The organism is Cellulophaga sp. RHA_52 (assembly GCF_007827205.1).
Lineage (GTDB): Bacteria > Bacteroidota > Bacteroidia > Flavobacteriales > Flavobacteriaceae > Cellulophaga > Cellulophaga lytica.
Genome location: NZ_VIRZ01000001.1, coordinates 69,307 through 90,619, shown reverse-complemented (window position 1 = coordinate 90,619; position 21,313 = coordinate 69,307). Strand labels below are relative to the sequence as shown.

Genomic DNA, 21,313 nt, shown 5'->3' with positions numbered 1-21,313 from the left:
GTGTTAAGTTATTTTAAAAATATAAAAGGAGATAAGGCTATTTGGGGCATAGTTGCGCTATTGGCATTATTTTCGTTTTTGCCAGTCTACAGTGCTAGTAGTAATTTAGTGTATGTGGTTGGTAATGGTACTGCTGTAAGTCACCTAATAAAGCACGCTTTTTTGTTATTGCTTGGTTTTGGTATTATTTACGGTGTACATAAAATACCAATGCACTTTTTTAAAGGTTTGTCTATTATTGCTATGCCAATTGTACTGTTGCTTTTGGGGTATACGTTAGCACAAGGTAAAACTATTGGTGGCGCAAATGCAAGTAGGTGGATAAACATTCCGTTTGTTGGTTTTTCTTTCCAAACATCAACTTTAGCGGCTGTTGTTTTAATGATTTATGTTGCTAGATATTTAGCAAAAATTAAAAATAAAGTGGTTACTTTTAAAGAGAGTATTCTTCCATTATGGCTGCCTGTTTTTTTAGTAGTTGTATTAATTTTACCAGCCAATTTTTCAACTGCTGCAATTATATTTTTTATGGTACTTACGCTAACTTTTTTAGGTGGCTACCCTTTTAAATATTTGTTAGGTATTGTAGGTACAGGTATTGCTTGTTTGGCATTGTTTATTCTTATAGCTAAAGCTGTACCAGATTTGTTTGATAATAGAATTGATACTTGGGAAAATAGAATAGCTAACTTTTTTAATGGTGAAGATACTAGTGAAGATTACCAAATAGAACGTGCTAAAATTGCAATTGCATCTGGCGGTGTTTTAGGTAAAGGTTCTGGTAAAAGTGTGCAAAAAAACTTTTTACCACAGAGTTCTTCAGATTTTATTTATGCTATTATAGTAGAGGAATACGGATTAGTTGGTGGTTTGGTAGTAATGTTTTTTTATTTATTACTGCTGTTTAGAATTGTGGTGGTGGCAAATGCAAATCCTAGTGTGTTTGGTAAATTGTTAGTAGTAGGCGTAGGCTTACCTATAGTTTTTCAGGCGTTTATAAATATGGCTGTAGCGGTAGAATTATTTCCTGTTACGGGACAAACATTACCATTAATAAGTAGTGGTGGTACGTCTATCTGGATGACGTGTTTGGCAATTGGTATTGTACTTAGTGCAAGTAATAAAAATCCAGTTAAAGAGAAAAAAGTAGTAGATGAGTCTAACCCTTTAGATGTGTTAAGTGAACAATTATAAATTTATATTATCTGGAGGAGGCACTGGCGGACATATATATCCGGCTATAGCAATAGCAAATGAGCTAAAGGAAATGTATCCTGATGCAGAATTTTTGTTTGTGGGTGCTAAAGACCGTATGGAGATGGAAAAAGTGCCACAGGCTGGTTATAAAATAGAAGGGCTTTGGATTTCTGGTTTACAGCGTAAGTTAACGTTTAAAAATATGTTATTTCCGTTAAAGGTTATTAGCAGTTTGTACAGATCTAAACAAATTATAAAAAAATTTAAACCTAATGCTGTAATAGGCACAGGAGGATTTGCAAGCGGGCCATTATTGCGTATGGCAGCGGGTAAAAATATTCCGTGTGTGTTACAAGAGCAAAATTCCTATGCAGGTATAACCAATAAATTATTAGCCGGTAAAGTGCAAAAAATTTGTGTTGCTTATGATGGTATGGATCGCTTTTTTGAGGCCAATAAAATTGTAAAAACAGGCAATCCTGTTCGTAAAGATTTGGTAGAGATGAAAGCTACTAAGCAACAGGCATTAGAGTTTTTTGGGTTAAAGAGTAATAAACCAGTATTGCTTGTTTTAGGTGGAAGTTTAGGAGCTAAAAGAGTAAATACACTTATAAAAGAGCAATTACCATTGTTTGCATCTTTAGGTGTGCAAGTAATTTGGCAATGTGGTAAGTTGTATTATCAAGACTATAAAAACTGCCAAAATGAAAATGTTTTGGTGTTCGATTTTTTAAATAAAATGGATTTTGCATACGCAGCGACAGATCTAATTATTTCTAGAGCAGGTGCTGGTTCTGTATCAGAATTAAGTATTGTGGGTAAGCCGGTTATTTTTATACCGTCTCCTAATGTTGCAGAAGACCATCAAACAAAAAATGCTTTGGCTTATGCAGATAAAAATGCAGCTATTTTAATTAAAGAAAAAGAACTAGACGTTAAATTTAAAACTGTTTTTACAGATTTATTTCAGAATAAAGAAAGGCAAGTAGAGTTGGGTGAAAATATAAAAAAGCAGGCACTCCCTAATGCCACAAAAAATATTGCTTTAGAAGTGCAAAAGTTATTAAATAAATGAATTTAAAAAATATACATAGCGTCTACTTTTTGGGTATAGGTGGCATTGGAATGTCTGCCTTGGCTCGCTATTTTAAATTTATTGGTAAAGAAGTTGCTGGTTATGATAAAACAGAAACTACTTTAACTAAAGAGCTTGCTGCATCTGGTATAGAAATTCATTATGAAGATAATGTAAGTCTTATACCAGAATATTATAAAAATATTAATAATACGCTGGTTGTGTATACGCCTGCTTTGCCTAAAAATAACCTAGAGTTAAATTATTATTTGACTAATGGTTTTGGAGTTAAAAAACGTTCTGAAGTTTTAGGAATTATAACCAATAATGCATTCTGTTTTGGTGTTGCCGGTACACACGGTAAAACTACTACGTCTAGTATTTTGGCACATTTGCTACACGAAACAGGTACTCCAATCACAGCGTTTTTAGGTGGTATATCTGAAGATTTTAATAGTAATTTTTTATTAGAAGGAACGGACTATTCTGTTGTGGAAGCAGATGAGTTTGATAGATCATTTTTACAGCTATCTCCAAATGTAGCTTGTATTACGTCTATGGATGCAGATCACCTAGATATTTACGGTACAGGAGACGATTTAAAAGATGCTTTTGTTGCTTATGTAAATAGGTTAGAGCCAAATGGTAAATTGTTTGTGCGTAACGGTTTGCCATTAGAGGGTATTACATATGGTATAGAAGACGATTCTGATTTTTGTATTACAGATGTAGAAATTAAAAACGGATCTTACTTTTTTAACATAAAAACACCAAATGCAGTTGTAAATGGGGTTAAGTTTAATAAGCCTGGTAGGCATAATTTACTTAACGGATTGGTTGCTTTTGCAATGGCATTAGAAGCTGGTAAGTCTCCAGAAATAGTTGCTGCTGCACTAGGTACTTTTAAAGGAGTGCAACGTAGATTTTCATACCGTATAAAAGAAGAAGATTTTGTTTTTATTGATGATTATGCGCATCATCCTACAGAGATAAATGCTGTGTATGAAGCAGTTTCAGAAATGCATCCAAATAAAAAAACTGTAGCAGTATTTCAGCCGCATTTATATTCTAGAACTAAAGATTTCATAGACGATTTTGCAGTTAGTTTATCGCAATTTCAAAGCGTTATATTGCTAGATATTTACCCAGCCAGAGAAGAGCCAGTAGAAGGTGTTACGTCGGAATGGCTGTTGGGAAAAATAAAAAATCCGAATAAAAAAATATGTTCTAAAAAAGAATTAATTAGTGAATTAAAAAAACAAAACCCAGAAGTGTTAGTAGCTATGGGAGCAGGAGATATAGGGCAGGAGATTGATAAAATAAAAAACGCTTTTACAAAATGAAAGTAAATTGGAACTACATAAAATTGATGTTTCTATTGCTCTTATTATTAGGAGTGTACGCTTTTTCGGGTGTTAGGCATCAATCTAAAAAAATAGTAAAAACTAAAGTTGAGTTTCTAGGCGAAGACAATTTGTTTATAACTCAGCAGATGGTTAATAAATTGTTAATACAAAATTTAGGAAGTCTTACAAACGTGCCAAAAGATGCGCTAGTTTTGAATAAAGTAGAAAAGGTTTTAGAAGCCAATAAAATGGTTAAAAGTGCTCAGGTTTATCTTACTGTAAATGGGGAACTTATATCTAAAATTGTACAACGTAAACCTTTAGGGCGTATTCAAGGAAATTCAAATTTTTATTTGGATGACGAGGGTAAGCGTATGCCTTTATCTAGTAACCACTCTGCAAGAGTGCCAATTATTACTGGAAAAATTACAGATAGTAGCCTTCAAAATTGCTTTGCTTTTTTGAATTTTATCAATTCTGATGATTTTTTAAAGAAAAATATTATTGGTATTCACATTGCAGATGAAAACGATTTTCAGCTTAAGCTTAGGTTAGAGGATTATGTGGTAAATATAGGTGGCGTAGAAAATTTAAAAGCTAAGTTTAATAATTACAAGGCTTTTTATAGTAAAGCAATAAAAGATAAAGCTTTAGGTAGTTATAAAGCTGTTAGTTTAGAGTACAATAATCAAGTAGTGTGTACCAAAATTTAAGTTATGGAGCCAGGTAAATATTCAGTAGGATTAGACATAGGAACAACAAAAATTGTTGCCATAATTGGTAAGGAAAACGAGTACGGTAAAATTGAAGTTTTAGGTATTGGTAAATCTAAAAGCCTTGGTGTACATAGAGGTGTGGTAAATAATATTACGCAAACTATAAAATCTATACAACAGGCTGTAGAAGAAGCAGAGGCTACCTCTGGCTTAAAAATTAGTTCTGTTGTAGTTGGTATTGCTGGGCAGCACATACGTAGCTTACAGCATAGTGACTATATTACAAGACCAGACTCTGAGCAGGTTATTAATGAAGATGATGTAGATATACTTGTAAATCAGGTTTATAAGCTAATTATGCTTCCTGGAGAAGAAATTATTCATGTGTTACCACAAGAATATAAGGTAGATGGGCAGGCAGAAATTAAAGAGCCAATTGGTATGTATGGTGGTAGGTTAGAAGCTAATTTCCATGTGGTAGTTGGGCAAGTATCATCTATTAAAAATGTTGGTAGATGTATTAAAAGTGCAGGTTTAGACTTAGGTAGCATAACGTTAGAGCCTTTGGCATCTGCAAATGCTGTACTAAGCCAAGAAGAAAAAGAAGCAGGTATTGCATTAATAGATATAGGAGGTGGTACAACAGATGTTGCTATTTTTAAAGATGGTATCATTAGGCACACTGCAGTAATTCCTTTTGGAGGTAATGTAATTACAGAAGATATAAAAGAAGGCTGTTCTATTATTGAAAAACAAGCTGAACTATTAAAAATTAAATTTGGTTCTGCTTGGCCAGGAGAAAATAAGGATAATGAAATAGTTTCTATACCAGGATTACGAGGTAGAGAGCCTAAAGAAATTACACTTAAAAATCTTTCTAAAATTATACATGCTCGTGTTGTAGAAATAATTGAGCAGGTATATATGGAGATTAAAAATTACGGACACGAAGATCAAAAAAAGAAGCTAATTGGAGGTATTGTATTAACAGGTGGTGGTAGCCAGTTAAAACACTTAAAGCAATTAGTAGAGTATATCACCGGTATGGATACTAGAATAGGGTATCCTAATGAACATTTGGCAGGAGATTCTACTCAAGACATAGCAAGTCCGCTTTATGCAACAGGCGTAGGTTTGTTAATGAATGCAATAGAGACCAATGCTAAAAATAAAGAAATAGCATTAGAGGAAGCCCAAGCAGAAAGAGAAGCAATAGTAGAAAATAATCAAACAGAAGAAGGTTTCCAAACAGAAGAACCAAATACCACATCAACCAAAAAAGAAGTGAAACCAGAACGTAAATCCATTTTTGAAAAATGGTCTGATAAGTTGAAAGACTTTTTAGATAATGCAGAGTAACGCATAAATAGAAAAATTGAAAAAAATAACTCAGTAAAATAACAGTATGAGCAAGAACACTGAATTAGAAAGTAATATCTCTTTTGATTTGCCTAAAAATCAAAGTAACGTAATAAAAGTCATTGGTGTTGGTGGCGGTGGTAGTAACGCAATAAATCACATGTTCCAAGCCGGAATAAATGGTGTAGATTTTATTGTTTGTAATACAGACTCACAAGCATTAGAAAACAGTACAGTGCCTAATAAAATAAGATTAGGTGTTACCTTAACAGAAGGTTTAGGTGCGGGTGCCAACCCAGAAGTTGGTGAGCAAGCTGCCATTGAAAGTATGGAAGACATAAAAAGTATGTTAGATTCTAATACTAAAATGGTGTTTATTACTGCTGGTATGGGTGGTGGTACAGGTACAGGTGCTGCCCCAATAATAGCTAAGCAAGCAAAAGGCATGGATATCCTTACAGTGGGTATTGTTACAATGCCTTTTCAGTTCGAAGGAAAAATGAGATGCCAGCAAGCTCAGACTGGTATAGAAAAACTTCGTGCTAATGTAGACTCATTAATTGTTATTAATAATAATAAACTTAGAGAAGTATACGGTAATTTAGGCTTTAAAGCCGGTTTCTCTAAAGCAGATGAAGTATTAGCAACTGCTGCTCGTGGTATAGCAGAGGTTATAACTCATCACTATACACAAAACATAGATTTACGTGACGCTAAAACAGTATTATCAAACAGTGGTACTGCAATAATGGGTTCAGCAAATGCATCTGGCTCTTCTAGAGCGCAAGAGGCTATTATGAAAGCTTTAGACTCGCCATTATTAAATGATAATAAAATAGCTGGTGCTAAAAACGTATTGTTATTGATAGTTTCTGGTGCTCAGGAAATTACTATTGATGAAATAGGTGAAATTAACGATCATATACAAACTGAGGCAGGACACGGAGCTAACATTATTATGGGTGTTGGTGAAGATGAAAATTTAGGTGATGCAATAGCAGTTACTGTTATAGCTACGGGTTTTAATGTAGATCAGCAAGATGATATTGTAAATACAGAATCTAAAAAAATAATTCATACTCTAGAAGACGAGCAGAAGGCTACTCATAACTTAACACCAAATAATGCAAATGTTGTTTATGAAGTTGTAGAGCCAGAAACTACTCCTGTTAAAAAAGAGGTTGCTCCAGAAGAACCAGAAGTAATTAAACACACGCTTTTTGAGGATGAAAAACCAGAAATGGATTTAATACCTACAACAAATTTTATAAAGAATTTTAACGTTTTTTATGATGAAGTAGTTGCAGAAACTCCTAAAGAAGATGATTTTGTTATTGTAGACGTTAGAAATTTTGACGTTGTAGATGCAGAGGAAGTTAAAGTTGTTCAAGAAGAAGATCAGTTTGCATTTAGTTTTGATATTCCTCGTAAAGAACAGAAAGTAGAAGAGGAAGAGCAAGAACATACTATTACATTTAGTTTAGATGATGAAGATGTAAATAATATGGATGTAAAAGATCATGTAGAGGTTGTTCCTGTTTTAGAGTATAATAAAGAAGGAGAAAAAAGATATAGTTTAGATGACTATATGGAGTTAGAAAAAGAGCTTACAGGAGCTAAATCTAAAGCAGAAAAGGCAGAGCCTAAAATTATTGATGAAGAGTTAGCTTTTGAGAAAAAGACAGTTGCGCCAAAAGCAACTCAGGCACCAACACCTGTTCCAGAAGAAAAAGAAATAGAGGTAGATCCAATGAATACCCCTATTGAAGATTTGTTAAGAAACAGAGCAGATGAGCGTAGAAGGAAATTAAAAGACTTTAACCATAAGTTTAAAAACAATATTAATACCGTAAATGATATGGAGAAAAAACCAGCTTATTTACGTCAGGGTGTAGATTTAAATCAGAACAACCCTGAAAACAGAATTTCTAGAACAACGTTAAGTGAAGACGGAGACGATATTCAATTACGTTCTAATAATTCTTTTTTACATGATAATGTAGATTAATGTAGTTTTTAAACTATATAATTTAGTGTATAAACCCGAAAGCAATAATTGTTTTCGGGTTTATTTTTTTATCTTCGTGTTCGTAAAAATTATAAATTATGAGCTTACAACAAGATGTAATGACGGCAATGAAAACAGCTATGAAAGCTAAAGATAGCGTTGCTTTAGAGTCATTAAGGGCTATAAAATCTGTTTTGTTAATGGCGCAAACAGAGTCAGGAGCAAAAACAGAATTAACTGAAGAAGAAGAAATAAAAATTGTACAAAAATTAGTTAAGCAACGTAAAGACAGTGCAGCTATTTATAAAGAACAAGGAAGAGAGGATTTGGCAGCTCCAGAGTTAGCACAGGCAGAAGTAATTGCACAATTTTTACCAGAGCAAATGTCAGAAGATGATATAGCTAAGGTTGTAGAAAGTGTAATAACAAAAACAGGAGCAGAAGGTATGAAAGATATGGGCAAAGTTATGGGTATGGTATCTTCTCAGTTGGCAGGTAAAGCAGATGGTAAAACAATTTCTACTATAGTAAAAAGTAAATTAGCTTAATTTTTTTATAGGCTAATAAAAGGCCCCGTGGCGCAACTGAATAGCGCATCAGATTTCGGCTCTGAGGGTTGGGGGTTTGAGTCCCTCCGGGGTCACGAATAAATAAAGAATCCAAAATTGAAAATTAAGTTTACTTGTGTTTTCAATTTTGGATTCTTTGCTTTAAAAGCGGAGCTTTTAGTTAAAATTTGTAAAGCATATATAATGTAAAAACCACGCAACTTGCGTGGTTTTCTGGTTGGTGTCTAGTATATTTTTTTATGATTTAGCCAAGTCTCTACTATGGTTAACTTCAAAATAGTTTTGTACATTTTCCATAATATGAGATTCTTTTAATGTAGAGTTGGCTGTTTTGTATTCTTGGTCTATTAATTTTTTCGCAGGAAACGTTTCGCAGTGTATTTCTTCACCTTTAATATTGGTAGTTTTTACAGTTGCAGTACCTTCTAATAAAGATTTTCCTGTTACTATTATAAAAGAACGTTCTTCGTCTACAGCAGAAATACCTGTTCTTATTTTTGTGTTTTCAATAATAATGTCCGACTTAATATCTGCATTTGTTTTTGCTTGGTTTGCAGATTTTTTATCGTTACTGCAAGATAAAAATAATGATGCTGTTGCTAATACTGATACAAATAATTTAGTTTTCATAATTGAGTGCTTTTTAAATACACTACAAAGATGAAGCTATTACAGGCTTAAGAATACGCCTAAATAAGTGAAAATACACACCCTGAAAACAGGGGTGTAGATTTGTTAATCGTCTAGAAGGCCTATTTTTATTGCGTGTTTGGTTAGTCCGGCTAAGTTTTTTACGTTTAGCTTAGAAATTAAATTTTTACGGTAGCTCTCTATAGTGTGTTTGCTTAAAAATAACTCGTCTGCAATTTCTTGTGTGGTATATTCTTCTGCAATTAGTTTCAAAACTTCTTTTTCCCTATTGGTTAAAGAAATTTCTTTTTCCTTTTTACTAGCAAACATAGCATCTGTGTATGCTTTTTTAATTTCTGAAGAGAAATATTTTTCACCCTTTACAATGCTTCTAATAGCTTCTAGTAATTCTTCTTTTTCAGCATTTTTAGGTACATATCCATCTACATTATTTCTTATCAACGTGTCAATCATAGTTCCATCAATATGCATACTTACAACTAAAGTTTTTAGGCTGGTAAAACGTTCCTTAACTATGTTGTTAAGTTCAATGCCATCAACTTCTGGCATAGTTAAGTCTGTAATTAGTAAATGTATGTCTGCTGCGCCATTAATGTCTAAGTACTTTACAACTTGTGCTCCGTTTTTGGCTGTTAAAATTACATTAAACTCAGGTGCATCATTTAAAATACTCATTAGACCATCAATAAACATTTTGTGGTCATCTGCAATAATAAGGTTATATGTTGTCATTGGTTGTGTTTTTAATTGGTATTTCTATAGATACTACAGTACCTCTGTTAATTGCTGAGTCTACGTGTAGCGTACCGTTTAGTTTTTCTATTCTGCTTTTAATGTTTTTAAATCCAATACCTTCTCTGTTTTTACTAGTGTCAAAACCTTTTCCGTTATCTTCAAAAAGTAAAGTAATGCTATCTTCAAAATAATTTAAATGAATATCAGTAGTAGATGCTTTTGCATGTTTTAAGGTGTTGGTCATTAACTCTTGGATAATTTTAAACAACTCCATTTTAACAATTTCATTAAGAGTGTTTATTTTATCCTCTGGATGAGGGTGAAATTCTACATTTAGTTTGCCAGTGCTTGTGATAGATTTAGTATATTCTTTTATAAGCTGCGTAAAATCATCTTGTCTAAACTTTTTAGGAATTAGGGTGTGAGAAATGTCTCTAACTAATTGATAGGTTTCATCTAACTGACCTGAAATTGTGTTTAGTGTTTGGGTTTTTTCTTTTACACTTGCTAATTGCAATTTTATGCCGGCTAAGTTGCCACCAATACTGTCATGTAATTCTTGAGCAATACGTTTGCGCTCTTCATCCTGACCTTCAATAGCGGCCTTTATTAATTTTAATTCTTGTTCTTGTTTAAGTGCGGCTACTTTTTGACTATTAATTTCTTCATTTTTTTTAGCCAGCTCGCTCTGTGCTTGCATTTTTTGGTAGTAAGTATATAGCAAAGCAATGACAGGGATAAGAATCACTAAAAATCCAATTAAAAAAGCAGCTTTAATGGTTTTTTGCCTATCTAATTCGGCTTGCTGTTTAATTTGATCTTCTTTTAAATCAGATATAGCTTGTTCTTTTTTTATAGTTTCATACTGTATTTCAAGTTCCTTTATTATTTCTCTTTGTTGTTTGTCTTTTATTTCATTTAAAACTCCAAAGAGTTGTGTCATTGTGGCGTATGCATTTTTGTAATCTTCTTGTTTGTAAAAACTTCTTGCTTGTATGATGAGTGATTCTCTTTGAAACTGTAAATTTTCATGGTCTACAGCATTGATGTATGCCATAGTTAGACCTACATTTGCAATGTTGTATTCTTCTAATTTATAATATAATTTGGCAACAAGTAGCGCTCCTTCATAATATATGGCGTTAAAATTTTTAGCTTTGGCTTGGTTGCTTATTTGCGCATACATTTGTATTGCTTTGTTATATTCTTTGTTGACTTCTAAAAGCTTGGCATTGTGTAGTTTAATTTCTAATTCGGCTTCTAAGTCTTTAAATTGCTTTGCTAACTCTAAAGATGAGTTGTAATAATTTTTAGCTATGTCATATTCTTTTTTTTGTGAATATGCGTTACCTAATTGCAGTAGTGCTCTATAGGTAATTGTTGGTTGTTGTTTGCCATAAATACTTATACTCTCTTTAAGTAAATTAATGGCTTTGTCAATGCTATTTTGGGCTATGTAATTTTTTGCAAGACTTACCTTGTGTAAATACATATATTCAGAGTCGTTAATTGCTTCGGCTTCTTGTAGTCCCTTTATATTCCACTCAATAGATTTATCTACAAGTCCGTTTAAAGAACTGCCTAAAGACATAAAATAATATGCCTTTGCAAACAAATATTTCTTTTCTTTTTCGGGTTTATCCCAATTGCCTAATTCCTGTACATATAAGTTGCCATAATGTAAAACAGAGTCTGTGTTGGCTTTTTTTGCATGATGATCTATAAGTTGATCAAAAATAGAGAATCTTTGAGCCCCAAAGTCAGCATCTTTTAAGGCATCATATAATGGTTGTAAAGTCTTATCTTTTTGAATTTTAGACCATGAAAAAGAGAAAAAAGACGGGTCCTCTTCTTTTTTGATGCTATCTGCTTCTTGAGCATTTGCAAACTGAAAAACTCCAATTAAAAGAAAAACTAAAATGTGTTTAAATTTAATGTGCTGTTGTAGGTGGTATGTAGATTTGGTGGTAGTCAAAAAAATAATAATTTATGTAATTGCATATTGTGTTTTAAACCATTTTAAGATTTAAAAAAATGCGTTAACTGTTTGTTTTGGTGTTGTTAGCAAAGTTTGTGATAATTGTTTGTTTAAAAAACCCGTAAGTTAGCGAAACGCATATCCCTGAAAACAGTGTAATATAATTATTATTTCTTTTTTAAGATAGTACTTATTATTTTTTTAGCGTGAATTCTAGAATTTTCTATAAACCATTTATGTGTTTCCATACCTCCGCAAATTACGCCTGCCAAAAAAACATTGTTTAAGTTGGTTTCCATTGTGTGTGTATTGTGAGTCGGAATTTTTTTATCATCATTAGATAAAGTAATTCCCATTTTGGTTAAAAATTCAAAATTAGGTCTGTAGCCTGTTAAAGCTAAAACATAATCGTTTTCTAATACTATAGTTTCGTTAGCTGTTTTTATAACAAGCTCTCTTTCTTTAATTTCTGTAATATTAGCACTGTATATAACTTTTATACTACCTTCCTCTATACGGTTAATAATGTCTGGACGTACCCAATATTTTACACGCTTACCAACTTCAGATCCTCTAATTATTAAAGTAACTTCTGCGCCTTTACGCCAACATTCTAATGCAGCATCTATAGATGAGTTACTTGCTCCTACAACCGCTAATTTTTGTTTAGAAAAAAAATGAGGATTATTGTAGTAATGACTTACTTTTGGTAAGTTCTCTCCGGGTATATTTAATTTGTTTGGTATATCATAAAAACCAGTAGCAATTATAACGTTTGTAGTGTTGTAAGTTTGCTTACTGGTTTCTAAGGTATATGTTGTGGTATTTTTAGTAACATTAATTACCTTTTCAAACAAATTAATGTTTAGGTCGTTACTACTCACAATTCTTCTGTAATATTCTAAAGCTTCCTCCTTTTTGGGTTTGGCTTCATTACTTATAAAAGGAATGTTGTCTATTTCTAGTTTTTCTGATGATGAAAAAAATTGCATTTTAGCAGGATAATTGTAAAGTGAATTTACAATACATCCCTTTTCTATAATAAGATAAGAAAGCCCATTTTTTTTAGCTTCTAACCCACAGGCAATACCAATTGGACCGCCACCAATAATTACAACATCTAATAAATTCACTAGCCTATAATTTCTTTTAAGTTTTTAATTGTATCAGTTGGGTTGTCACTTTTAAAAACAAAACTACCCGCAACAAGCACATCTGCACCTGCATCTACTAATGCTTTTGCATTTTTAGAGGTAACTCCGCCGTCGATCTCTATAAGTGTAGTTGCATTATTTTTGGTAATTAGTTCTTTTAAAGCTTTTACTTTATTGTATGTGTTTTCAATAAAAGATTGCCCGCCAAAACCAGGATTAACGCTCATTAGACATACAACATCAATATCGTTAATAATGTCTTCTAAAAGGTTTACGTTAGTATGTGGATTTAAAGCAACGCCAGCCATCATTCCTTCTGCTTTAATAGCTTGTAAAGTTCTGTGTAAATGTGTGCAAGCTTCATAGTGTACAGATAATACGTTTGCACCTAACTCAGCAAAGGTTTTTATATACCTGTCTGGGTCTACAATCATTAAATGCACATCTAATGTTTTTGTTGCGTGCTGTGCAATACTTTTTAACACAGGCATACCGTAAGATATGTTAGGAACAAAAACGCCGTCCATAATATCTATATGGTGCCAATCTGCCTCGCTGTTGTTTACCATTTCTACATCTCTCTGTAGGTTTCCAAAGTCTGCTGCTAATAAAGAGGGTGCAATTTTATTGTTGCTCATTTTATTTTAGATTGATATTTGTACAAAAGTACGCATTTGATATAAATTGAAATAGTGGAAATTAACCTTTATAATTTGTTTAAGATTGATGCTTGTAAAAAACAAAAAAGCCTGTTGTTAAAAACAACAGGCTTTGCATGTAATAAGTTAAATTCTTTATATATTAAAGGACTTCAACGTTTACTGCATTAGGTCCTTTTTTTCCTTCTTCAACGTCATAACTAACTTTGTCTCCTTCAGCTATTTCGTGTGTTAATCCACTAATGTGAACAAAAACGTCTTTACCACCATCATCTGGAGTGATAAAACCGAAACCTTTAGAGTCGTTAAAAAATTTTACTGTACCGTTACTCATAATTTTATTTTTAATTTAAAGTGCAAAGATAGTATAATATCAATACAAAGCGTTTTTTATTTTTTTTTCTAAACTCTAGGTAAATCTCCTTCTCCTTTTAGTGGTAAAGTAGAGCTTCCTGTTAAGTAAACATCTACGTGATGCGCTGCCTGTCTGCCTTCAGAGATGGCCCATACAATTAATGACTGACCTCTTCTTTGGTCTCCTGCAACAAAAACACCGGGTACATTGGTCATATAGTTTTTTGCAGATGCTTTAATATTTGTTCTAGAGTCGGCCTCTAAGCCTAATTGCTGAGCTACAGTCATTTCTGACCCTGTAAAACCCATTGCAAGTAATACTAGCTCACATTTCCATTCTTTTTCTGTTCCAGGAACTTCTTTTAATGTAGGTCTTTGTCCAGGTGTTTTTATCCACTCTACTTCTGCGGTTATAAGCCCTTTTAAGTTTCCTTTTTCATCTCCAATAAATTCTTTGGTAGATATGCTAAAAAAGCGTTCTGCCCCTTCTTTATGAGAAGAACTTGTGCGCAAACGCATTGGCCAAAACGGCCAAGGTTGGTCTGCTGGTCTTTCTGGAGTTGCTTTACTCATAATTTCAAAATTAGATACAGAGTTTGCTCCGTGGCGTATAGATGTTCCTATACAGTCAGACCCGGTATCACCACCACCAATAACAATAACATCTTTGTTGGTAGCCTTTATTTCTTCTCCTAGATCTGTAATACCATCTACACGTTTGTTGTTTTGCTTTAAAAAGTCCATTGCTTGTACAACCCCTTTTAAATCTGCTCCTTTAATAGGTAAATTTCTGCGTACTGTTGCCCCACCAGAAAGTACTACGGCGTCAAAATCTTCTTTTAGTGTGTTAGCATCTATATCTACTCCTATATGTGTGTTAGTCTTAAAAATTATTCCTTCCTCTTTAAGAACTTCTAATCTTCGGTCTATTACGTTTTTTTCCATTTTAAAATCTGGAATACCATAACGTAATAATCCTCCAACTTTTGCATCACGCTCAAAAACAGTAACTAGATGTCCGGCTCTGTTTAATTGTTGTGCAGTAGCTAAACCAGCTGGCCCAGAACCTATAACAGCAACTGTTTTACCAGTTCTTGTTTTAGGAGGTTGTGCTGTTATCCATCCTTTAGAAAATGCAGTTTCTACAATGTTTTTCTCTATATTTTCTATAGATACAGGATCTTCATTAATGCCTAGTACACAGGCTTCTTCGCAAGGAGCAGGGCATAATCTGCCTGTAAATTCAGGAAAATTGTTAGTAGAATGTAGTATGGTTGCTGCTTTTTCCCATTTGCCTTTGTATACAGCATCATTAAAATCTGGAATTAAATTTCCTAAAGGGCATCCGCTATGGCAAAACGGAACTCCGCAATCCATACAACGTGCACCTTGATTTTTTAATTCAGTTTCTTTTAGTGGTTGTGTAAACTCTTTATAATTTTTTATGCGCTCTTCTACAGGAGCATAGTCTTCTATTTTTCTTTCGAACTCTAAAAATCCAGTTATTTTTCCCATAGTGCTTTATATTATGCTAGCTTTTTGTTCTTCTTCTAATCTTTTTAGTGCTTGTCTGTATTCTTCAGGGAATACTTTTACAAACATTGGTAGGCTGTTTTCCCAGTTTTCTAATAGACGTTGTGCTAAAGGACTCATAGTGTAGTTGTAATGACTCTCTATAAGGTCTTTTAACTCTGCAATGTCATTAGCTTCTTCTACAGGTAGTAAATTAAGAGACTCTTTGTTGCAGTTTTTTTCAAATGTTTTATTCGGGTCTAAAACATAGGCAATACCACCACTCATACCTGCTCCAAAATTACGGCCTACTTCACCTAAAATTACAGCAACACCCCCAGTCATATATTCACAACCGTGATCTCCAATTCCTTCTACCACGGTTTTTGCTCCAGAGTTACGTACACAAAAACGCTCACCTGCCTTACCATTAATATATGCTCTACCAGCTGTAGCACCGTATAAGGTAACATTACCAGTTATAACATTTTCTTCTGGTATAATAGTGGCGCCTTCTGGAACTTTTATTACTAGTTTACCTCCAGAAAGACCTTTTCCTAAATAGTCATTTGTATTACCATTAACAGTCATAGTTAAACCTCTGGTTGCAAAGGCTCCAAAACTTTGTCCGGCAGAGCCAGTAAAGTTTAAACGTAGCGTGTTTATAGGTAAGCCTTTTGCACCATAGGTCTTAGAAATTTCATTACTTATTATAGCGCCAACTGCTCTGTCTGTATTTTTAATAGGGAAATCTAAGGTTAGTTTCTCTTTTCTAAATAAAGATGGATGCGCTTTTTCTATGATTTTAAACTCAATAGATTTGTAAATGTCGTGCTCTTGTTTTTGAGTATTGTATAGTTTGGTTTCTTTAGGAACACTTACTTGGTGTAAAATTGGAGTAAGATCTATTCCTTCTGCTTTATAATGTTCTATAGCTTTCTTTCTATCTAATTTTTGAACTTGACCAACCATTTCGTTAACCGTTCTAAACCCTAATTGCGCCATTATTTCTCTTAATTCTTGAGCAATAAAGTACATGTAGTTAACTACGTGTTCTGGTTTTCCTTTAAACTTTTTACGCAACTCAGGGTTTTGAGTAGCAATACCAACAGGGCAAGTGTTTAGGTGACAAACACGCATCATAATACAACCAGAAGCTACTAATGGTGCGGTTGCAAAACCAAATTCTTCTGCTCCAAGTAAACAAGCTATGGCAACATCACGACCTGTTTTTAATTGTCCGTCACATTCTACAACAACCCTGTTTCTAAGATCATTCATAACTAAGGTTTGCTGTGCTTCTGCAATACCAAGTTCCCAAGGTAAACCAGCGTGTTTTAATGAGGTAAGCGGAGATGCTCCTGTACCACCGTCGTGGCCAGAAACTAATATAACATCTGCTTTAGCCTTAGCAACACCTGCGGCTACAGTGCCTACACCAACTTCTGATACTAATTTTACATTTATTCTTGCCTCTCTATTGGCAGATTTTAAATCGTATATTAATTGAGATAAATCTTCAATTGAGTAAATATCATGATGTGGAGGAGGGGAAATAAGTCCTACATATGGAGTAGAATTTCTTGTTTTTGCAATAGACGGATTTACTTTTGGTCCAGGCAATTGTCCGCCTTCTCCAGGTTTGGCTCCTTGGGCCATTTTTATTTGTATTTCTTTTGCGCTTGATAAGTAGTTAGATGTAACACCAAACCTACCTGAAGCTACTTGCTTAATGGCACTGTTTTTCCAATCTCCAGTTTCATTTTTGTAAAAACGTTCTGCATCTTCACCACCTTCTCCTGAGTTGCTTTTACCACCTATACGATTCATGGCAATAGCTAAATTTTCATGAGCTTCTTTGCTTATAGATCCGTAAGACATTGCACCCGTTTTAAATCGTTTTACAATATCTGTCCATGGCTCTACTTCTTCAATAGGAATTGGATCGTAGTTAGAGAATTCAAATAAACCTCTAATGGTCATTAAATGTTTAGACTGCTCGTTAATAAGCTTAGAGTATTCTTTGTAAGTTTCTGGCTCGTTGTTACGAACAGATTTTTGAAGTTTAGCAATAGTAAGTGGGTTAAACAAGTGTTTTTCTCCGTCTCTACGCCACCTATATGCGCCACCCATTTCTAGCTCTAAACTAGCAGCAACTTCTTTAGTGTTAAACGCTTTTTGGTGTCTTTTAGATATTTCTTTTTCAATTTGATACAAGCCAATACCTTGAATTCTTGTAGGGGTATTTGGAAAATATTTATCTACAACCTTGGTGTTTATACCAATACACTCAAATAATTGCGAACCTCTGTAGGAGTTTAATGTAGAGATGCCTATTTTGTTCATCACTTTTAAAACTCCCTTGCCAATACCTTTGTTGTAATTTTTAATTGCTTCATCAAAAGTAATGTCTGTAATGTCATTTTCTTCTATTTGCTCAGCAATAATTTCGTTTACCAAATATGGGTTTACTGCACTTGCTCCGTAGCCAAACAATAATGCAAAATGATGCACTTCTCTAGGTTCTGCAGACTCAATAATAATACTTAGCTTAGATCTTTTTCCTAGTTTTTGAAGTCCGCTATTTACAAAAGATAAAGCCAGCAAAGCAGGTATAGGTGCGTTGTCTTTATCTACATTTCTGTCTGATAAAATAATTATGTTAGTTCCGTTATCTATTGCTTTAGAGGCTTGGTCTAGTATGCTAGCTAAAGCTTCTTCTAAAGCATTGTGCCCACGTGCTATTTTGTATAAAATAGGAATAGATGTTACTTTGTAATCTGGACTAGCATCATAGTTTTTAATCTTATCTAAATCTTCTTTAGATATTACAGGATTTTGAATTTTAAGTTTGCGGCAATGCAATTCTGAAAAATCAAAAATATTATGATCACTACCAAGAGTTAAGCTAATATCTGTAATTAGCTCTTCCCTAATACCATCTAAAGGAGGGTTTGTTACTTGGGCAAATAATTGCTTAAAGTAGTTGTATATAAGTTGTGGTTTTTCTGATAAAACAGCAATTGGTGTATCAGACCCCATGGATCCAATAGGTTCTTTTGCTGTTTTGCCCATTGGTAGTATAATGGTATTTATGTCTTCTAAAGTGTAGCCAAAAAGAGATTTTCTTTTTTCTAAACTTTCTTCTCCTAAAAATAAAGGACAGTCGTTATAAGGAATGTCTTTTAAATGCACCAAATTATTATCTAACCACTTTTGGTAAGGCTTTAATTGAGCAATTTTTTCTTTTATTTCTTCATCATTAACTATACGGCCTTCTTCCATATTAACTAAAAACATTTTTCCAGGCTCTAAACGGCCGTGAAACTCAATGTTTTCTGGTTCTATATCTACCACACCAGTTTCTGATGACATAATTACGTAACCATCTTTGGTTACAGAATATCTAGAAGGTCTTAATCCATTACGGTCTAAAACGGCACCAATGTAGTTGCCGTCTGTAAATGGTACAGAAGCAGGTCCGTCCCAAGGCTCCATCATGCAAGAGTTGTACTCGTAAAATGCTCTTTTAGCAGGAGACATGTCTGGGTTTTTTTCCCAGGCTTCTGGCACCATAATCATCATTACTTCTGGTAAAGATCTGCCTGTCATTAATAACAGTTCTACAACCATATCCATAGTTGCGGAGTCAGATTTACCAGGTAATATTATAGGTAGTATATTTTTTATTTCATCTCCAAATAAATCACTTTTTAATAACTCTTCTCTAGAGCGCATTCTAGAAACATTACCACGTAAGGTATTTATTTCTCCGTTGTGGCACATGTACCTAAATGGTTGTGCAAGATCCCAAGTAGGGAAGGTGTTGGTAGAAAAACGTTGGTGTACTAATGCTAGTCTAGTAACAACTCTTGGATCCATTAAATCTTTAAAGTAAAATTTAATGTCTTGTGGCATTAATAGTCCTTTAAAAATAATAATTTTGGTAGATAAGCTTGGTACATAGAAAAAGCCACTTTCAGATAATTTAGAACTTAAAATTGTATGCTCTGTAACTTTACGAGCAATGTATAGTTTAAGATTAAAAGTAGCATAATCTTGTGAGCTGTCTTCTTTTGCTATAAATATTTGCTTAACAAAAGGCTCTGTTTCCATAGCAATACGGCCAGGAACATTTTTGTTTACAGGTGCATCTCTCCAGCCAAGTAATTTTAACCCTTGTTTTTTTATGTTTTCTTCAAAGACAGAAATACAAAAATCTCTTTGATTTTGTTTTTGCGGTAAAAAAATGTTTGCAACTGCATACTCACCAGGTTCTGGTAAGTTAAAATCACATACTTCTGTAAAATAATCATGTGGTATATCTATTAGTATACCAGCCCCATCTCCTGTTTTGCCATCAGAACTAACCGCTCCACGGTGTTCTAGTTTATCTAGTATTTCTAAGGCTTTATGTATTATGTCGTTAGACTTTTTTCCTTTTAAGCTACAGATAAAACCTGCTCCACAGTTGTCATGTTCAAAATCCGGTAGGTATAACCCTTGTTTTTTCAGCTTCATAAATTATCACATTTCTTCAAATATATTATAATTGTTAAATTATCTTTAAAGAATTATTGATAACCGAGAAATTAATTCAGCATTTTCAGTGTATTGATAAATTAAATGAAATTTTTAATTTTAAAGGGTGTGTAAATTATCAAATTCATAATGTTAATTTATGGATTTTGCATAAAAAAATGCTGCACAATAATTATTGTACAGCATTTGTATTAAAACAAAATATTATTTTAAGTTAATCTCTTAAAATACTTCTAGAAATTACAATTTTTTGTATTTCAGAAGTACCTTCGTAAATCTGTGTAATTTTAGCATCTCTCATTAAACGCTCTACGTGGTAATCTTTAACAAAACCGTTGCCACCGTGTATTTGTACAGCTTCTACAGCAACATCCATAGCAACTTTAGATGCATATAATTTAGCCATAGCACCAGATAAATCATAGTTCTCGTGATTGTCTTTATCCATTGCAGCTTTGTAAACTAACATTCTTGCAGCCTCAATAGAAGTGTGCATATCTGCTAATTTAAAAGCAATAGCTTGGTGGTTAGCAATCTCGGTACCAAATGCTTTTCTTTGTTTAGAGTATTTTAATGCTAATTCATAAGCGCCTGCAGCAATACCTAATGCTTGTGCAGCAATACCAATTCTTCCGCCAGAAAGCGTTTTCATGGCAAATTTAAAACCAAAACCATCTTCTCCAATTCTGTTTTCTTTAGGTACTTTTACATCGTTAAAAATTAAAGAATGTGTATCACTACCTCTAATACCTAGTTTATTTTCTTTTGGCCCAATTTCAAAACCTTCTGCACCTTTTTCAACAATAAGAGCATTAATTCCTTTGTGTCCTTTTTCTATATCTGTTTGTGCAATTACTAAATAAATATCCGCAGAGCTACCGTTAGTAATCCAGTTTTTAGTACCGTTTAAAACGTAGTGGTCTCCTTTATCTATAGCTGTTGTTTTTTGAGAAGTAGCATCACTACCAGCTTCAGGTTCAGATAAGCAAAAAGCACCAATACTTTCTCCTGTTGTTAAACGTGTTAAATATTTTTGCTTTTGTTCTTCTGTACCAAATGTTTCTAATCCCCAACAAACTAAAGAGTTGTTTACAGAAACAATTACAGAGCAAGAAGCATCTACTTTAGACAATTCTTCCATTACTAGTACATAAGAAAGTGTATCTAGGCCGCTTCCTCCATATTTGGAGTCAACCATCATTCCTAAAAAGCCTAGTTCGCCCATTTTTTTTACCTCTTCCTTAGGAAACCTTTGGGCGTCATCTCTTTCAATTACTTCTGGTAATAATTCATTTTGAGCAAAATCTCTTGCAGCTTGTTGAATCATTAATTGTTCTTCTGTTAACTTAAAGTCCATCTTATTGCGATAATGTTAATTTATGTGTACAAATATAGGTCTATATTGTGATATATTCAACAACATAGCATTCTCTTTCTCTATGTTTTAGTACTGTTCAA

At 33.4% G+C, this 21,313-nt stretch carries 16 protein-coding genes and 1 tRNA gene; 8 read left to right on the top strand and 9 right to left on the bottom strand.

Annotated elements, in window-relative coordinates; genetic code table 11:
• The 8 genes from JM80_RS00390 (at position 1) to JM80_RS00355 (ending at position 8,344) form a co-directional block, all read left to right on the top strand.
• On the top strand, positions 1-1,194 hold the full coding sequence (locus JM80_RS00390) for an FtsW/RodA/SpoVE family cell cycle protein (protein ID WP_013621588.1): 1,194 nt from the start codon (positions 1-3) through the stop codon (positions 1,192-1,194).
• Complete coding sequence (gene murG, locus JM80_RS00385; protein WP_144708869.1) at positions 1,181-2,272, top strand: undecaprenyldiphospho-muramoylpentapeptide beta-N-acetylglucosaminyltransferase; 1,092 nt, start codon at positions 1,181-1,183, stop codon at positions 2,270-2,272. Before JM80_RS00390 ends, murG begins: the two co-directional genes overlap by 14 nt.
• Positions 2,269-3,615: a UDP-N-acetylmuramate--L-alanine ligase gene (gene murC, locus JM80_RS00380; protein WP_144708867.1), complete on the top strand. Its 1,347-nt coding sequence runs from the start codon at positions 2,269-2,271 to the stop codon at positions 3,613-3,615. Before murG ends, murC begins: the two co-directional genes overlap by 4 nt.
• The gene (locus JM80_RS00375; protein ID WP_013621591.1) at positions 3,612-4,331 is read left to right on the top strand and encodes a cell division protein FtsQ/DivIB; all 720 of its coding nucleotides are present in this window, start codon (positions 3,612-3,614) and stop codon (positions 4,329-4,331) included. Before murC ends, JM80_RS00375 begins: the two co-directional genes overlap by 4 nt.
• Before the next feature lie 3 nt (positions 4,332-4,334).
• Positions 4,335-5,693: a cell division protein FtsA gene (gene ftsA / locus JM80_RS00370; RefSeq protein WP_144708865.1), complete on the top strand. Its 1,359-nt coding sequence runs from the start codon at positions 4,335-4,337 to the stop codon at positions 5,691-5,693.
• A gap of 46 nt (positions 5,694-5,739) precedes the next feature.
• On the top strand, positions 5,740-7,701 hold the full coding sequence (gene ftsZ / locus JM80_RS00365; protein WP_144708863.1) for a cell division protein FtsZ: 1,962 nt from the start codon (positions 5,740-5,742) through the stop codon (positions 7,699-7,701).
• A 98-nt stretch (positions 7,702-7,799) separates the two neighbouring features.
• Positions 7,800-8,249: a GatB/YqeY domain-containing protein gene (locus JM80_RS00360; RefSeq protein ID WP_144708862.1), complete on the top strand. Its 450-nt coding sequence runs from the start codon at positions 7,800-7,802 to the stop codon at positions 8,247-8,249.
• Between the two features lie 21 nt (positions 8,250-8,270).
• A tRNA-Arg gene (locus JM80_RS00355) sits at positions 8,271-8,344 on the top strand.
• A gap of 163 nt (positions 8,345-8,507) precedes the next feature.
• Here JM80_RS00355 and JM80_RS00350 read toward each other — a convergent pair.
• The 9 genes from JM80_RS00350 to JM80_RS00310 all read right to left on the bottom strand — a co-directional run bounded on the left by JM80_RS00350 (position 8,508) and on the right by JM80_RS00310 (position 21,212).
• Positions 8,508-8,900 carry a hypothetical protein gene (locus JM80_RS00350; protein ID WP_013621595.1) on the bottom strand — a complete coding sequence of 131 codons (393 nt, stop codon included), beginning with the start codon at positions 8,898-8,900 and terminating at the stop codon, positions 8,508-8,510.
• A gap of 105 nt (positions 8,901-9,005) precedes the next feature.
• The gene (locus JM80_RS00345; protein WP_013621596.1) at positions 9,006-9,653 is read right to left on the bottom strand and encodes a response regulator transcription factor; all 648 of its coding nucleotides are present in this window, start codon (positions 9,651-9,653) and stop codon (positions 9,006-9,008) included.
• Entirely contained in the window at positions 9,640-11,631 is a 1,992-nt protein-coding gene (locus tag JM80_RS00340) for a sensor histidine kinase (RefSeq protein ID WP_144708860.1), read from the bottom strand. The genes JM80_RS00345 and JM80_RS00340 overlap by 14 nt, the downstream gene beginning before the upstream one ends.
• Positions 11,632-11,801: 170 nt before the next feature.
• The gene (locus tag JM80_RS00335; protein WP_013621598.1) at positions 11,802-12,767 is read right to left on the bottom strand and encodes a YpdA family putative bacillithiol disulfide reductase; all 966 of its coding nucleotides are present in this window, start codon (positions 12,765-12,767) and stop codon (positions 11,802-11,804) included.
• Positions 12,767-13,426 (bottom strand): ribulose-phosphate 3-epimerase, encoded by a 660-nt coding sequence (gene rpe, locus JM80_RS00330; protein WP_013621599.1) that lies wholly within the window; start codon positions 13,424-13,426, stop codon positions 12,767-12,769. Before rpe ends, JM80_RS00335 begins: the two co-directional genes overlap by 1 nt.
• Before the next feature lie 163 nt (positions 13,427-13,589).
• Entirely contained in the window at positions 13,590-13,781 is a 192-nt protein-coding gene (locus JM80_RS00325) for a cold-shock protein (RefSeq protein WP_013621600.1), read from the bottom strand.
• Between the two features lie 68 nt (positions 13,782-13,849).
• Positions 13,850-15,316: a glutamate synthase subunit beta gene (locus tag JM80_RS00320; protein WP_013621601.1), complete on the bottom strand. Its 1,467-nt coding sequence runs from the start codon at positions 15,314-15,316 to the stop codon at positions 13,850-13,852.
• Between the two features lie 6 nt (positions 15,317-15,322).
• Entirely contained in the window at positions 15,323-19,834 is a 4,512-nt protein-coding gene (gene gltB, locus JM80_RS00315) for a glutamate synthase large subunit (protein ID WP_013621602.1), read from the bottom strand.
• A 235-nt stretch (positions 19,835-20,069) separates the two neighbouring features.
• On the bottom strand, positions 20,070-21,212 hold the full coding sequence (locus JM80_RS00310) for an acyl-CoA dehydrogenase (protein ID WP_013621603.1): 1,143 nt from the start codon (positions 21,210-21,212) through the stop codon (positions 20,070-20,072).
• Positions 21,213-21,313 lie beyond the last annotated feature (101 nt).